The 15519-nt window shown below is 70.1% G+C and carries 14 protein-coding genes; 4 read left to right on the plus strand and 10 right to left on the minus strand.

Annotated features, from left to right (window positions below; translation table 11 throughout):
- Positions 1–7 precede the first annotated feature (7 nt).
- From OG223_RS23320 to OG223_RS23335, 4 genes are all read right to left on the minus strand, one after another.
- On the minus strand, positions 8–1282 hold the full coding sequence (locus OG223_RS23320; protein ID WP_329251883.1) for an MFS transporter: 1275 nt from the start codon (positions 1280–1282) through the stop codon (positions 8–10).
- 98 nt (positions 1283–1380) lie between these two features.
- Complete coding sequence (locus tag OG223_RS23325) at positions 1381–2430, minus strand: Zn-dependent alcohol dehydrogenase (RefSeq protein WP_329251886.1); 1050 nt, start codon at positions 2428–2430, stop codon at positions 1381–1383.
- Positions 2430–3578, minus strand: a complete 1149-nt coding sequence (locus OG223_RS23330) for an acyl-CoA dehydrogenase family protein (protein ID WP_329251888.1) — start codon at positions 3576–3578, stop codon at positions 2430–2432. Before OG223_RS23330 ends, OG223_RS23325 begins: the two co-directional genes overlap by 1 nt.
- Before the next feature lie 107 nt (positions 3579–3685).
- Positions 3686–4597, minus strand: a complete 912-nt coding sequence (locus OG223_RS23335; RefSeq protein WP_329251891.1) for an SDR family NAD(P)-dependent oxidoreductase — start codon at positions 4595–4597, stop codon at positions 3686–3688.
- Positions 4598–4703: 106 nt separating this feature from the next.
- Between OG223_RS23335 and OG223_RS23340 the strand changes: the two genes are divergently transcribed.
- Complete coding sequence (locus tag OG223_RS23340; RefSeq protein WP_443073850.1) at positions 4704–5639, plus strand: cyclase family protein; 936 nt, start codon at positions 4704–4706, stop codon at positions 5637–5639.
- 410 nt (positions 5640–6049) lie between these two features.
- Here OG223_RS23340 and OG223_RS23345 read toward each other — a convergent pair whose 3' ends face one another.
- The 4 genes from OG223_RS23345 to OG223_RS23360 form a co-directional block, all read right to left on the minus strand.
- Positions 6050–6526 (minus strand): ATP-binding protein, encoded by a 477-nt coding sequence (locus OG223_RS23345; RefSeq protein ID WP_329251894.1) that lies wholly within the window; start codon positions 6524–6526, stop codon positions 6050–6052.
- A gap of 508 nt (positions 6527–7034) precedes the next feature.
- Positions 7035–7949 carry an acyl-CoA dehydrogenase family protein gene (locus tag OG223_RS23350; protein WP_329251898.1) on the minus strand — a complete coding sequence of 305 codons (915 nt, stop codon included), beginning with the start codon at positions 7947–7949 and terminating at the stop codon, positions 7035–7037.
- A gap of 1 nt (position 7950) precedes the next feature.
- Positions 7951–9084: an acyl-CoA dehydrogenase family protein gene (locus OG223_RS23355; protein ID WP_329251901.1), complete on the minus strand. Its 1134-nt coding sequence runs from the start codon at positions 9082–9084 to the stop codon at positions 7951–7953.
- Positions 9084–10280 carry an amidohydrolase family protein gene (locus tag OG223_RS23360; protein ID WP_329251904.1) on the minus strand — a complete coding sequence of 399 codons (1197 nt, stop codon included), beginning with the start codon at positions 10278–10280 and terminating at the stop codon, positions 9084–9086. The genes OG223_RS23355 and OG223_RS23360 overlap by 1 nt, the downstream gene beginning before the upstream one ends.
- Positions 10281–10365: 85 nt before the next feature.
- Between OG223_RS23360 and OG223_RS23365 the strand changes: the two genes are divergently transcribed.
- On the plus strand, positions 10366–11883 hold the full coding sequence (locus OG223_RS23365; protein WP_329251907.1) for a class I adenylate-forming enzyme family protein: 1518 nt from the start codon (positions 10366–10368) through the stop codon (positions 11881–11883).
- Here the strand turns inward: OG223_RS23365 and OG223_RS23370 are convergent.
- Positions 11862–12374: an EF-hand domain-containing protein gene (locus tag OG223_RS23370; RefSeq protein WP_329251909.1), complete on the minus strand. Its 513-nt coding sequence runs from the start codon at positions 12372–12374 to the stop codon at positions 11862–11864. The genes OG223_RS23365 and OG223_RS23370 overlap by 22 nt on opposite strands.
- Before the next feature lie 141 nt (positions 12375–12515).
- Positions 12516–12905 carry an STAS domain-containing protein gene (locus OG223_RS23375; protein WP_329251912.1) on the minus strand — a complete coding sequence of 130 codons (390 nt, stop codon included), beginning with the start codon at positions 12903–12905 and terminating at the stop codon, positions 12516–12518.
- Positions 12906–13226: 321 nt separating this feature from the next.
- Here OG223_RS23375 and OG223_RS23380 point away from each other — a divergent pair, with 321 nt between their 5' ends.
- Positions 13227–13799: a sigma-70 family RNA polymerase sigma factor gene (locus tag OG223_RS23380; RefSeq protein WP_329251915.1), complete on the plus strand. Its 573-nt coding sequence runs from the start codon at positions 13227–13229 to the stop codon at positions 13797–13799.
- A gap of 383 nt (positions 13800–14182) precedes the next feature.
- Positions 14183–15370: a zf-HC2 domain-containing protein gene (locus tag OG223_RS23385; protein ID WP_329265428.1), complete on the plus strand. Its 1188-nt coding sequence runs from the start codon at positions 14183–14185 to the stop codon at positions 15368–15370.
- Positions 15371–15519: the final 149 nt, after the last annotated feature.

A 15519-nucleotide genomic window follows, 5' to 3' on the forward strand; every position in this document is an offset into this window, starting at 1 on the left:
GCCAAGCTCACTTGACCGCCTCCCCAGCCTCAACTCCCCCGAGCACCACACCACCCTCCGCCCCACACTCGCCCCGTCTCGCCCGCCGTACCTCCCCCCACCACCCCACACCGGTCATCGCCACCGTCAAGCACACCCCCGCCAGAATCGCCGTGGACGGCGCGGCCACCTTCAGCAGCGCACCGGCCAGCGACCCCGTCGCCGCGTATCCCGCCCCCGACGCCGCGTACATCACGGAGTACCCCGCGGCCAGCATGCGCGGCGGCAGCACCTCGCGCAGGGAGAGATTCCGGGTGAGCATCGCGCCCGACTGGAGCGTGCCGCCCATGACGAGCGCGACCGCGATCCCCGCCGCGGCCGGTATCAACGCGGCCAGGGCCACACACGCGGACGTCCCGGCCATCAGCACCACACTGCGGGTGCGCAGCAGTCCGGGCCAGCCGCGCAGGCCGTAGACGAAGGCGCCGAGGCCGCCGCCCACCGCCATCCCGGTCAGCAGCGGACCGGACCAGCCGACGCCGATGCCGCGCTGTTCGAGGAGGGCGGGGAGAACAAGTTCCGAGAGCCCGAGCAGGGCGAGGCTGGCCGCGCCCACGACATACACCGGCCAGGCACCGACCAGCACCCGAAGCAGCGGCGCCCCCTCCCGGCCCGCACCCTCCCCGCCGACACTGCCCGCACCCTCCGGTCCCCCACTGTCCGCACCACCCGCACCCCACCTGGCCGGCAGCAGCCACAACCCCCCGACCGACCACGCCATCAGCCCGGCCGCGAGCAGCAGCGGAGCCCTCGGTGCGACCCCGAGCGCCAGCCCGGCCACCGCGGCGGGCGACACCGCCCACACGCCCGCCGTCACTATCGACTCGACGGACAACGCCTGCGCCACGGACCGCGCCGGCACCAACTCGCCGAGCAGCGTGCGCAGTCCACCGGTCGCGGCAGCCGGCGCGCCCCCGGCGACGAATGCGAACCCGGCGAGCACCGCGGGATGCGCCCCCGGAAACACCCCGAGCCCCAGAAACCCCACCGTCCCGACCGCGAGCCCGACAGCCAACTGCACCCGAGCCATCTCCGGCCGCAACCGCATCCCGAGCACCGGCGCACCGCCGATCTCCCCGAGGACGTAGGCCGCCGCGAGTATCGCGCCCAGCGAGTAGCCCCCGGGCCGCTCGCGCACCAGGAACACCAGGGCCAGTGGCGCCATGGCCACGGGCATACGGGCACCGATGGCGGTGCAGGCCCAGGTCAGGACCTGTCGGGAAACGACATCGCGGTAAGTCATGCCAAAACGCTACGGGCCGGGACCGACAACGCCCCACGAATTTCCCACGCCTGTGGACAACTCCGGCCATGCAACCGTCACGCCCGCCCGGCGTACCTTCAGAACGTCAGAACCCCTCGCGCGACCCGCCCCGCCTCCAGGTCCCCCACCGCCTTCTCGAAGTCCTCCACCGGATACGTCCTGGTGACCAACTCGTCGAGCAGCAGCAGCCCTTGGCGGTAGAGCTGGGTGTACAGCGGGATGTCCCGCTGGGGCCGGGACGATCCGTACCGGCAGCCGAGGATCGACTTGTCCAGGAACATCGACGAGACGAGGAAGGACGCCTCCGTCGTCGCCGGTGCCGTGCCGAGCAGGATCGCCTGGCCGTGGCGGTCGAGAAGGTCGACGGCCTGCCGGACCAGTTCGACCCGTCCGACGCACTCGAACGCGTGATCCGCCCCACTGGGCAGAATCTCCCGCACGCCCTCCGTCGACGTAAGGAAGTGCGTGGCCCCGAACTGCAACGCCACGGCCTCCTTCCCAGGATTCGCGTCCACGGCGACGATCGTCAACGCCCCCGCGATCCGGGCCCCTTGGATGACATTGAGCCCGATCCCCCCGGTCCCGATGACGACGACACTGTCCCCCCGATCGACCCGCGCCCGATTCAGCACGGCACCGACGCCCGTCAGCACCCCGCACCCGATGAGCGCGGCGGACGGCATCGGAATGTCCTTGGGTATCCGTACGGCCTGCACGGCCTTCACCACGGTCCGCTCGGCGAACGCCGAGTTGGAGGCGAACTGGTAGACCGGCCGCCCGTCCCGCGTGAACGGCTGCCCCGGCCGCCCGATGGCCTGCCGGCACATGGTCGGCCGCCCCCGGTCGCACTCGGCGCAGGTCCCGCAGTTGGCGAGCGTGGAGAGGGCGACATGGTCCCCGGGCGAGACATGGGTGACACCGGCGCCCACCGCCTCCACCACCCCGGCACCCTCATGCCCCAGCACCACAGGAACGGGGAAAGGTATGGTCCCGTCGACCACGGACAGATCGCTGTGGCACAACCCGGCCGCCGAAATCGCGACCAGCACCTCCCCGGGCCCCGGCTCCCGCACCTCCAAATCCCCCACGACCTGGATCTGCTTGCCGTCGAAGACCACACCGCGCATCAGACGACCCCCTTGGGTTCCCTGGGCAGACCGAGCACCCGCTCGGCGATGATCGTGCGCTGAACCTGGTCCGAGCCGCCGTAGATCGTGTCGGCCCGCGAGAAGAGGAACAGGTGCTGGAACACGTCGAGTTCGTACGACAGGGACGGCGTCCAGTCCACCGGCCCCACCGCCGCCGCGGCCCCCCGCACCTGCATCGCCAGCTCCCCGAGCCGCTGATGCCACCCGCCCCACAACAGCTTGGCCACACTGGGAGCGCCCGCGTCCCCGGCCCGCCCCAAGGTCCGCAGGGCGTTCCACCGCATGGCCCGCAACTCGGCCCACTGCCGCACGAGTCGATCCCGTACGACGGGATCGTCCACCGCTCCCGAGGCAACGGCGGCCTCGACCACCCGCCCCAACTCCCCGGCGAACCCGATCTGTTGGGCAAGGGTCGACACCCCCCGCTCGAACCCGAGCAGACTCATGGCGACCTGCCAGCCCGCCCCCTCACCCCCCACCAGATGCTCGGCCCGCGCCCCGTCGAAAAACACCTCGTTGAACTCACTGGTCCCGGTCAACTGCCGTATGGGCCGCACCTCGACGCACCCCGGCTGATCCATGGGCACCAGCAGAAAACTCAGCCCCCGATGCCGCCGCGACCCCACCTCGGTCCGAGCCAGCACAAAACACCAGTCGGCCTCATGAGCGAGCGAGGTCCAGATCTTCTGCCCGGTAACCCGATAAACCCCGTCCCCACCGTCCCGCACACCAACAGTCCGCACCCCCGCCAGATCCGACCCGGCCCCCGGCTCGCTGTACCCCTGACACCACAACTCATCCCCAGCGGCAATAGCGGGCAGAAAACGGGACTTCTGCTCGTCGGTGCCGTGCGCGATGAGAGTAGGGGCGAGCAAATTCTCCCCGATATGCCCGGACCGCGGCGGCGCGTCCGACCGCGCATATTCCTCGGCCCAGGCGACTTGTTGGGTGAGGGTGACGCTGCGATTCCCGTACCCGTCCTCGGGCCAACCCAGCCCTATCCACCCACCCTTGCCGAGCGTCCGCTCCCAACTACGCCGATCCTGCCCGGAATCGACATGCGCACAGAGCCACTCCCGAACCTCTCCCCGAAACGCTTCATCAGCGGCACTGAATCCAAAATCCACAGAGGGTCCCTTCCGACACCGGCCGGGTCAACTAACCCAGGGGCGCGGGGAACTGCGCGACCAGCCCCAACGCACCCGCACTCGCCACACAACACACACCCACCCCCCTAGGCGTTAGGCCGCTCCCCACCCCGCGCAGCCCTCTCCATCTCCTGCACCCGCGCCAGCATCGGCATCGGATCCACCCCCACAGACCCCGGCAGAAACTCCGCGATCTTTTCAGCCGTCCACCCGCCGGAGGCATACGCCGCCCGCAACTCCCGAGGCTGCGCCCACACCGCGATCTTCGCCCCCGCAACGGTATAAACCTGCCCGGTGATCCCCACCTCCCGAGCCGACTCCGACAGCAGATAGACGACCAGCGCCGCCACATCCTCCGCCGACCCGATCTCCGCCAACTCCACAGGAACATTCGCCGACATACGCGTACGCGCGACAGGAGCCACCGCATTGGCGGTAACCCCGTACTTGTTCAGGCCAAGCGCAGCGCTCCGCACCAGCGAGATGATCCCGCCCTTCGCCGCACTGTAATTCGCCTGCGAGACCGACCCTTGATGATTCCCGCTGGTGAACCCGATCAACGTCCCGGCCCGCTGCTTCCGCATCACCGCCGAAGCCGCCCGGAAAACGGTGAACGTCCCTTTCAAATGGGTGGCGAGAACCGGGTCCCACTCCTCCTCGGACATATTGAAAAGCATGCGCTCCCGCAGAATCCCGGCGACACAGACCACTCCGTCGAGACGCCCGTACGACGACAGCGCGACATCGACAACCCGCTGCCCACCGGCCATCGTCGAGATGTCATCGGCGACGGCGACGGCCTCGCCCCCCGCCGCCTCGATCTCCTTGACGACACCCGCGGCGATCTCACTCGTCGGCGACGCCCCGTCCATCGAGACCCCGTAGTCGTTGACGACGACCCGCGCCCCCTCGGCGGCCGCCGCGAGCGCGACCGCCCGCCCGATGCCCCGGCCCGCGCCCGTGACGGCGACGACCTTGCCTGCCAAGAAGTTCCCCATGTCCGGCCCCTCCCGCAGTTTCTGACGGTCCGTTAGATTCGACTCAGATTCTACGACCCGTCAGATGCCTGAGGACAAGCCCCGGGAGGCCCCGATGTCACTGCCGATGTCACCACCGTCACTCGGGCCGGAGTTCCACGAAATCGCCAAGCGCGTGAACAACTGGGGCCGTTGGGGATCCGACGACGAGATCGGCACCCAGAACCTGATCACCGACGAGGTGGTCCGCCAGGCCGCCGCCGAGATCCGCACCGGCCGCCGTATCCCCCTCGCGCTCCCCCTCCAACAGGACGGCGTACAGACGGGGTTGATCCCGGGCCGGATCAACCCCCTGCACGCGATGGTGCAGATCAACCAGGAACTCTTCGGCCCGGGCACGGTCGCGTGCAGCGACGACGCCGTGACCATGGGGCTGCAGGCCGGCACCCACTGGGACGCGCTGACCCATGTCTCGCACTCGGGGAAGCTCTACAACGGCCGCCCGGCCGCCACCGTGACCCCGCACGGCGGCGCCGAGTTCAGCGGGATCGACAAGGCGCGGCACATCGTCTCGCGCGGGGTGCTGCTCGACGTGGCACGCGCGCGTGGGGTCGACCGCCTCGAGGGCGGGCACGCCGTGACCCCCGAAGACCTGGAAGCCGCCGAGGAGTTCGCCGGCACGCGGGTCCGCGCGGGCGACATCGTGCTCGTACGGACCGGGCAGGTGCAGGTGTATCTGGCCGGCGACAAGCACGGGTACGGCTATCCGTCACCCGGACTGTCGGTCCGTACGCCGGAGTGGTTCCATGCACGCGATGTCGCGGCGGTCGCCAATGACACGCTCACCTTTGAGATATTTCCGCCGGAAATAGACGACTTGTGGCTGCCGGTGCACGCTCTCGACCTGGTCGAGATGGGCATGCTGCAGGGCCAGAACTGGAATCTCGAAGAGTTGTCCACAGCCTGTGGACAAGAACACCGCCACACGTTCTTCCTGTCCGCGATGCCCGAACCTTTCGTGGGCGCGACGGGAACCCCGGTGGCCCCAATCGCCATCCTCTAGGACAGTCCGGTTTTGACGAGGGCCGGACTTACGGTCGGATGGCGGCGCGCTGCTGCCCGCCCCGAGCACGGCACCGCGTGCCGCCATCCGACTCCGGCGCCCCGTCCTGGCCCCCGGCCCCGAGGGGACCCACGCCGAACGCGATCCACACTCGCCGAGGGCTCCCGTCACCGAAGCCCTCGCCGTCCCCTCGCGGCGAATCGCTGCCCACAAGCGTGACCACCTGGTCACTTCGCGTCAACGCCCATCCGGGGATTTGTTCCGTAAGCCGCATTTGTCACCGGGCGCGCACGGAAGCACGGCCCGGCGCATCTCCGCCCGGCACTTGCAGGCAGCACCTACACATCCGACGCGCCCGCACACCCGCGACCACCGCACACCACACTCGCGGCCGGAACCGATACCGGGACCTACACCGCCTCGTACGCGAAACCCTCGAACTCGAGGCCCTCGTACGCGGTGACACCGCCCCCGAACTCGGCCACGGCCTGGCGGGGTTCACTGTCCCGGTCGATCTCGCACCAGATGCGCTTGCCGGTGCCCTCGGCGCTCCAGCCCCAGCGGTCGGCGAGGCCGTCCACCAGGGCCAGGCCGCGCCCGCCGGTCTCGTCGCCGTCCGCACAGCGCGGCACGGGGGCCTTGCAACTGGTGTCGGCGACCTCCAGCCGCACGGTCGCCGACTCGGTCGCCACACCCGGCAGGGAGAGCCGCAGCACGGCCGGACAACCGGTGTGCACCACGGCGTTGGTGACCAGCTCGGAGACGAGCAGGATCAGCGTCTCCGCGAGCGGCTCGTCGGCCTCTATCCCGGACCCGGCGAGCCGCGAGCGCGCCCACCGCCGGGCTCGCCCCACCTCGGCAGGGTCGGGCCGGATCTCCAGCTGCACTTGAAGCACCTGCACCGCTCACACCATCCGAACCGGCGGACACTTAGCCTCGCGCCTCACGAGGGCCACGATCGTAGCCATTTCCTGCATGACCAGAACAACGGCCAGAACCAGGGTCACGGAACGTGAATCCCTTGCGAGACAGCATGGTTGACGTTCAGTCACCCCAACAAGCGCTTCGGGCATATTCCAGCGCGAAGGAGTACGCGTGCGGGATACTGTGCGACGCTCGTCGCGAGGAGTCGAACAGGCAGAGGTGAAAGCCCGTTCTACCCTGCGAGCGGCGGCGCGCACCGCCCGGCCCGGGGCCGCCTCACAGGCAACACCGGCATGGCTCGTACCTTGAACCACTCGCATCCCACACAAGGTACCGGAGCCCGCAGGCGACTCCAGGCCGTGACAAGTCACGCATAGGACACAACCCGATATCAACGCTCCGTGATTCCGGTGTGCCACGTTCCGCGACACCGTTGTCGGACCCGTCCGGTCACCGCAGGCCGAGGGCCCGTCACGCCACCCCGGCCACCAGATCCGCCGCGAGCAGTTCCTCACTCTCCGTGTTCCCACCGGCACGCCGAGCGCGCACCCAGGCCCGTTTCAGGTGCAGATGGACCTCGGACTCCCAGGTGAAGCCCATCCCGCCATGCACCTGCAGACAGTCCCGGGCGCCGCGCACGGCGGCCTCGTCGGCCAGCAGCCGGGCCGCCGCGATGTCCACCGGATCGGCGGTCACCGCCGCCGCGTACACGGCGGCCCGCGCCACCTCGACCCGCACCAACGCCTGCGCACACAGATGCTTGACGGCCTGGAACGCCCCGATCGGCTGCCCGAACTGCTCCCGCGTCCGGGCGTGTTGCACCGCCAACTCCCCCACCCGCACGGCCGTACCGAGCTGCTCGGCAGCGGTGAGAAGAACGGCGACAGGATCGATGCGCGCCGGAGCCGGCACCCGATGCAGCGGCGTCAACGGATCCACCGACCGCAGCGCTACGGCCCCCTCGGCCCCCGGCAGCACGACATCGGCCTCGTCCAGCCACTCCACGAGACTCCCGTCGGCAGCGGCGACCACGACCTCCCCGGTGGCCGCCCCCGGCACCACCCCGGCAGCGAGATGCGTGGCCACCAACGGCCCCGGCACCAACGCCCACCCAAGCTCCTCAAACACCAACACGGCTTCGGGCAACCCGAGTCCGGCCCCTCCATCGACTTCGGCCAACCTCAACGAGAACACCCCAAGGTCGCCAAGGGCCCGCCAAAAACCCCGGTCTATCCGAGGAGCTTTTAGGGGCGCGGGGCTGTGTACATCAGCGGCTCCGCCGCGGGGCGCGACCAGCCCCCACGCACCTGCAGACGACGCACGACCAACTACATCCCGCACAGCAGCCCGCAACGCCCTTTGATCATCGGTGAGTTGAAACCGCATGTCAGCGCCCCTTCGGCAACCCAAGAATCCGCTCGGCCACGATGTTCTGCTGAATCTGCGAGGTCCCGGCGGCGATGGTGTACGACAGCGACGACAGCCGATCGAGCACCCAAGGCCGCTCCAGATCCAGCGACTCGACCCCCAGAACCTCCGCCGCCGCGTCGTACAGCTCCTGACGGGCGTGCGAGTAGCGGAGTTTGAAGACCGAGCCCCCCACACCCGGTACGCCGCCGGAGGCTTCCGCCTCGCTCACATTCCACTGCGTCAACCGCCACAACGCCCGGAACTCCGCGTTCAACCGCCCCAGTCGACGCCTGAGCACGGAATCGTCCCAACGCCCGTTCCGCCGCGCCTCCTGGGCCAGTTCACCCAACACGCGCCGACAGGCGACTACTTCACCCACGAATGCCGTACCGCGCTCGAACGACAGCGTCACCATCGTCACGCGCCAGCCGTCGTTCTCGTCGCCGACCCGATTACCGACAGGCACCCGCACCTCGTCGAGAAACACCTCGGCGAACTCCGCGGACCCGGCCAGCGTCCGCAACGGCCGTACGGTGATCCCCGGCGCGTCCATGGGCATCGCGAGCCAACTGATCCCCCGATGCTTGGGCGCCGCAGGATCCGTGCGGACCAACAGCTCGCACCAGTCGGCGACTTCGGCGTGCGAGGTCCAGATCTTGGAACCGCTCACCACGTAGTCGTCGCCGTCGCGCCACGCGCGCGTGCGCAGTGCCGCGAGGTCGGAACCGGCGTCGGGTTCGCTGAAGCCCTGGCACCAGACCTCGTCGCCGCGCAGCACGGGCGGCAGCCAGCGCTCCCGCTGCTCTGCCGTGCCCTCGGCGGCGATCGTCGGCCCGGCGTGCAACAGCCCGACGAAATTGGCCCCTACGTAGGGCGCGCCCGCCTTCTCGGTCTCCTCCAGGAAGATGAGCCGGGTGGTCGGGGACGCGTCCCAGTGCACGTCGGCGTACCCGGCGTCGTACAACATCCGCTGCCAGCCGAGGTCGTAGACGCGTCGGGCGGGCCAGTCGTCCGGCGACGGCTTTGCCGACAGTGTGGGCAGCACCTTGGCCAGCCACTCCCGCAGCCGCGCGCGGAACTCCTCCTCCTCGGGCGTGCACGTGAGGTCCACTACTTGTCGAGGTCCAGGCCCAGCATGCGGATCGCGTTGCCCCGCATGAGCTTGTAGACCGTCTCGTCGTCGAGGCCCTTCACATGGTCGAGGGCGACCTCCTTGGTGTGCGGGAAGGTCGAGTCGACGTGCGGGTAGTCGGTCTCGAAGGTGGCGTTGTCCCGCCCCACCACGTCCAGCGAAGCGACCCCGTGCTTGTCGCGGAAGAAGCAGCAGAACATCTGGCGGTAGTAGTACGTCGACGGCGGCTCGGGGATCAGGTCCCTCACCCCGCCCCACGCGCGGTGTTCCTCCCACACGTCGTCGGCGCGTTCCAGGGCGTACGGGATCCAGCCCATCTGCCCTTCGGAGTAGGCGAGTTTGAGGGTCGGGAACTTCACCAGGACCCCGCTGAAGAGGAAGTCCATCATCGAGGCCATGGCGTTGTTGAAGGAGAGGGAGGCCTGTACGGCGGGGGGCGCGTCCGGCGATGCGGCGGGCATCTGGGAGCTGCTGCCGATGTGCATGTTGACGACCGTCCCCGTCTCCTGGCAGACGGCGAAGAACGGGTCCCAGTAGCCGGAGTGGATGGACGGCAGTCCGAGGTAGGTGGGGATCTCCGAGAAGGTCATCGCCCGTACCCCACGAGCCGCGTTGCGTCGGATCTCCTCGACCGCCAACTCGACGTCCCACAAAGGGATCAGGCACAGCGGGATGAGCCGGCCGCCGCTGTCGCCGCACCACTCCTCGACCATCCAGTCGTTGTAGGCGCGCACGCAGGCGAGCGCGACCTCCTTGTCGTGCGCCTCGGCGAAGGTCTGGCCGCAGAAGCGCGGGAAGGTCGGGAAGCAGAGCGAGCCCTCGACATGGTTGAGGTCCATGTCCGCGAGCCGCGCCTTGGGGTCCCAACAGCCCCTGCGCATCTGCTCGCGGGTGATGCCCTCCAGGGTCATCTCGTCGCGGTCGAAGCCGACGGCGGCGATGTTGCGCTTGTACGGGAACTTGAGGTCCTCGTAGATCCACCAGTCGGTGGGCGGGCCGTCCGGGTCCATCGTGATCTGGTATTTGCCCGCCACGTAGGCGAGTTCGCCGATGCCGGCGGTGAGCGGTTGAGGGCCGCGGTCGCGGTACTTCTTCGGCAGCCAGGTCTCGAAGAGGTGCGCGGGTTCGATCACGTGGTCGTCGACGCTGATGATGCGGGGCAGTTCGGTGGCCATGGGTTCCCCTCCGCCGGACGGTACTTATCTGATGACCCGTCAGATAGCATGTCACCTGACGAGTCGTCAGCCAAGGAGGGGGACCATGAACGAGACGCCGCACTCCCTGAGTTCCTCCCGCACCTTCTGGGAACTGGTCGTCCGCCGAGCCGAGTTGACCCCCGACCGCCCGGTTTTCCTCCAGGACGACCGCGCGCTCAGCTTCGGCGGGTTGCGGGACCGCTCGGAGCGGGTGGCGGCGGGCCTGTACGGCATGGGGGTGCGCCCCGGCACGGTCGTCGCCTGGCAGTTGCCCACCCGCATCGAGACGGCCCTGCTCTCCTTCGCGCTGGCCCGCCTGGGCGCCGTACAGACACCGGTGATCCCCTTCTACCGCGACCGTGAAGTCGGCTTCGCACTGCGGGAGTCGAAGGCCGAGTACTTCGCGGTGCCGGGCACCTGGCGCGGCTTCGACCACACGGAGATGGCGAGGCGGCTCGGTGCGCGGGGGGTCTTCGAGGCGTACGACGACGCCCAACTCCCGGACGGCGACCCCTCCTTGCTCCCGGCCCCGCCCACCGACGACACTTCGGTCCGCTGGATCTACTGGACCTCCGGCACCACCTCCGACCCCAAGGGCGTGCTGCACACGGACCGTTCGCTGATCGCGGGCGGCTCGTGTCTCGCGCACGCGCTGCGGCTGACGGCGGACGACGTGGGCTCGATGGCCTTCCCGTACGCGCACATCGCGGGGCCCGACTACACGGTGATGCTGCTGCTGTACGGCTTCCCGGCGGTGATGTTCGAGCAGTTCGCGCTGCCGGGCGCGCTGGAGGGGTACCGCAGGCACGGGGTGACGGTGGCCGGCGGCTCGACCGCCTTCTATTCCATGTTCCTTGCCGAGCAGCGCAAGCAGCCGGGGACGAAGGTCATTCCCTCGCTACGGCTGCTCGCGGGCGGCGGGGCGCCGAAGCCGCCGGAGGTCTACCACTCCGTCGTACGGGAGATGGGGGTCCAGCTCACCCATGGCTACGGCATGACCGAGGTGCCGATGATCACCATGGGCGACCCGGAGGACACGACCGAGAACCTCGCCACGACCGAGGGACGGCCGCCCGAGGGGATGGAGATACGGATCGCGGAGGGCGGGGAGGTCCGGCTGCGCGGAGAGGCCGTGTGCCAGGGGTACTTGGACCCCGCGCAGACGGCGGAGGCCTTCGACGCGGACGGGTTTCTGCGCACCGGGGACCTGGGGGTCGTGACCGACAGCGGGCATCTGATCCTCACCGGGCGGCTGAAGGACGTGATCATCCGCAAGGGGGAGAACATCTCGGCGAAGGAGATCGAGGATCTGCTGGCCGCGCATCCGGACGTCGGGGACGTGGCCGTCGTAGGGCTGCCGGACGCGGAGCGTGGGGAGCGGGTCTGCGCGGTGGTCGAACAGCCGCCCGGGGCCGGGGAGTTGACCTTGTCCGGTGTGACGGACTATCTGCGCGCGGAAGGGCTGTCCGTGCACAAGCTGCCGGAGCAACTGGAGATCGTGGACGCCCTTCCGCGCAACGAGACCTTGCGCAAGGTGCTCAAGTACAAGCTGCGGGAGCGCTATTCGGGGACGGTGAAGTAGCGGGCGAAGGAGGAGACGATCTCCGCCTCGCCCACCTTGCCGTCGCTGTCCGTGTCAAGCGCGGCGGCGGCCATGGCGGCGATGTCGTCCGGCACGCCGAGGGCCTTGAGGACGCGCACGGTGTCCTCGATGGTGGCCGAGCCGTCGCCGTCCGGGTCCGCGACGTCGAGGGCCGCGTGCAGGAAGGGGCGGCCGATCTCGGCGAAGCGCTCCGGGTTGTCGCGCAGCCGCTTGACCGCGCCGCCCACGAACTCCTCGCGGCTGACGCGCTGGTCGCCGTCCCGGTCCGCGATGCCCGCCATGCCCTGCCAGAACGCCTCCGCGCCGATGTACAGGGCCTGTCCCTTGTCGGAGCGGGCCGCCGTGCCGAACTCCGCGAGCAGCGCCTTGGCCGCCGAGTTGAAGTCCTCCCGGTCGATGAACCCGTTGCCGTCCTGGTCGAAGGTGGCGAAACGGGCCGCGATCCGTCGCTCGTACTCGGTGCTGACCATGTCTTTCGGGCCGCCTTACTCATGTGGGGTGCGCTTGGCACGGAGCGTACGACGCCGGGGCGGGTCCGGGAGCCGAAAACGTCGCTTGTACCAAGACCGGGGAAATTCCGAAACAACGGCGTCACGCCGGAAACCGACGCGTCACGCCGAGAGGGGGTCCGCCTCGTCCTCGGGCTCGTCCTCTGTGGCCGTCATCACATCGGGGTGGACGTCGAAGAGGCGGCGCACCCCGAGGGCACCGAGGACCCGGTTGACGTGCGAGCCGTCGACCGCGCCCTGGGCGGGGAGGACCACGCGCAGGTGTCCCTGGCAGGAGCGGATGAGGCGGCGCGCGGCGATGAGCACGCCGACGCCGCTGGAGTCGCAGAACAGCACCTCGGAGAGGTCCAGGACCAGGCTGTGCTGCCCCTCGGCCACCACGTCGTGCACCCGCTGGCGCAGCACCGGCGACGTCACCAGGTCCAGTTCGCCGGACACGAGGAGTACGGACCAGCCGCCGCGCTCGCCGTCGTTCACTGTGAAGGCCACCATCGCGCCTTTCGCTAGCCGGAACTCCCGGAGACCGTCCGGAAACGGAAGCCGTACCTACGCTTCCTTGCAGCGCGGCTGCCCAGCGGCCGTTCCCTGAAACACGGGGACAGAAACGGAAACCGGTCGGAAGAGGCTTGTTCTAGTCCCCTTCGATCCTGTTCGATCAGATGTGGGTGGGGTAGGCGCAGATCCGTTACCACTCGCGGCCCTCCGGGGGCGTGCAATTGCAGAATGGGGGGTGCGCTGTCAGACGTGCCCACTACATTCGAAGAGACGGTGAGCGCACGCTTGGCTCGGGCACGGACACGGTGAGGGGGCCGCATGGCGACGAAGGACGCACCGCCCCGTTGGGACCGCAAGATGCAGCAGCGGCTGGCCCGCGGCGAGGCGGCGGCCCTCGGTGAGCTGTACGACCGCTTCGCCTCCCTCGTGCACTCCCTGGCCCACCGCGTCCTGGGCGACGAGCGCGCCGCCGACGGCATCACCCGCGAGGTCTTCGCGCAGGTGTGGGAGCACCCCGACGCCTACGACCCCAAGCAGGGCCCGCTGCGTTCCTGGGTGGCCGCGCTGACCCACCGCCTCGCCGTGCAGCGGCTGCGCGCCACCGAGACCGTCGCCCTCGCCCACAGCGGGGAGGGCTCCACCGAGGAGCTGGAGCGCAGGGTCCGCCGCGCCTCCGTCGCCGCCCGCGCCGACTACATCGTCACGTCGATGCCCGCCCCGCTGCGGGCCGCCCTGGAGCTCGCCTACTTCGAGCGCCGTGACTACCGCCAGACCGCCGTCGACCTCGGCGTCACCGAGGACGAGGCCCGCCGCCGCCTCCGCCTGGGCCTCCAGCTCCTCTCCACCGCCCATGACGCCGGCGCACCGCCGGGAGCGGGGGGTGGCACGTGACGGACGCGTGGCGGGAGGACTTCGAAGGGACCGAGAGGTACGACGCGTACGGCGAAGGGGCCGGGGAAGGTGAGGAGGTCGTGCCGGCGCAGGGTGGGGCGGGGAGCCGGGGTCCGGGTGGGTCCGGAGGCTCCGAGGACGGCGACGGCTCTGTGAACGGCGGCTCCGGGAACGGCGGTTCGGTGAACGACGACGGTGACGGCGACGGCGACGATGGCCTGCGGGGTGGGGCGGGCGGTTCCGGTGACGATGGCGGTTCCGTGAGCGGTGGCGGTGACGGCTCGCGCGGCGGAGCGGGCGATTCCGGTGACGGCTCCGGCTCCGGTGGCGGTTCCGTGGACGGTGGGTCCGCGGACGGTGCGGGTGAGCCGGCGTGGATTCCGATGCCGCGTGCCTCCGTGGAGGACGGTGGGCGTCCGCTGCCCGAGCTCGACGTGTCCGAGGTCCGGGCCGTGCCGCTGGTTCTGGAGCACCGGGTGCTGAAGGCGCTGCTCGGCGCGTGGGCGCTGGCCGCGTGCTCGGCGGCGGAGACGGCTGCCGTCGAGGAACACCTCGGCGAGTGCGGCGCCTGCGCGGACGAGGCGCTGCGGCTGCGCGGCGCGGTCGGACTCCTCCACCCCGTCGAGTCCCTCGACCTCGACCCCGGCCTGCGCACCCGCGTCCTCACCGGCTCCTTCGACCGCCGGCCGCCGCGCATTCCGGTGCCGGAGTGGGCGACGCCGTACGACGCCGAGACCGCGCGGCTGGACGCCCTGCTGCAGGACATAGGTGACGCCGAGTGGCACGCGCCCGTGCGGCTGCGCTGGTTCGAGGGCGAGGGGCCGACGAGCCGTCGTACGACCGTCGCCGGGGTGATCGCGCATCTGCTGACCGTCGACGGGCTGGTCGCGGCGGCGCTGGGGCTCGACGACCCGCTGACCGGGGAAGTCGGCAAGGCGGCGACGCCGGCCTCGCGTACCGAGGCGTACTGGAAGTCGTCGCACTTCCCGCCGACCCGGTCCATCCGGCCGCCCTGGCGCGAGCAGAGCCACAACATCGTGCGCACGGTGTCGTTCACCGGCGGCAGCACCGGCAAACTCGCCGTCTCCTACGGGGACTTCGAGCTTCCGTTGCACGATGCGATGCTCGACCGGGCCTTTGAGTGCTGGGTGCACGCGGAGGACATCGCGGAGGCGGTGGACTACCCGTACGAGCCGCCGTCTCCCCGGTATCTGAACCGGATGATCGATCTGGCGGCGCGGATGTTGCCGTTGGTGCTGGCCGAGCGGCGGCGGCACGGGTTGGCTTCGCCGGGCGGGGGGAGGCATCTGGTCGGGGTGGGGGAGCCCGGGCGGAGTCTTCGGCTGGAGATCGAGGGGCATGGTGGGGGTGAGTGGTTGATCTCCCTCGACTCGCCCGGGGCGGTTGGCTCCGCCGAGCGGGAGGTGGCCCATGTCGCCCTGGACGGTGTGGAGTTCTGCCACTTGGCCGCGGGGCATGTGTCGCCGGAGGAGGCGGCTGCGGGGCAGCTCGGTGACCGGGAGGCGATTCGGGATGTGCTGTTCGCCACCGCGTCGTTGAGCCGGATGTAGGGGGTGGGTGCGGATTCGTCGGTGGGTGCGGGTTCGGTGGGGGCTGGTCGCGCAGTTCCCCGCGCCCCTTCGTAACTCGGGCCCAGTTCCAGGGGCGCGGGGCTGTGTCAATGTGCGGCTCCGCCGCGTGGGCGCGACCAGCCACAACG

Origin of the sequence: Streptomyces sp. NBC_01478, assembly GCF_036227225.1 — a bacterium.
Taxonomy (GTDB): Bacteria; Actinomycetota; Actinomycetes; order Streptomycetales; family Streptomycetaceae; genus Streptomyces.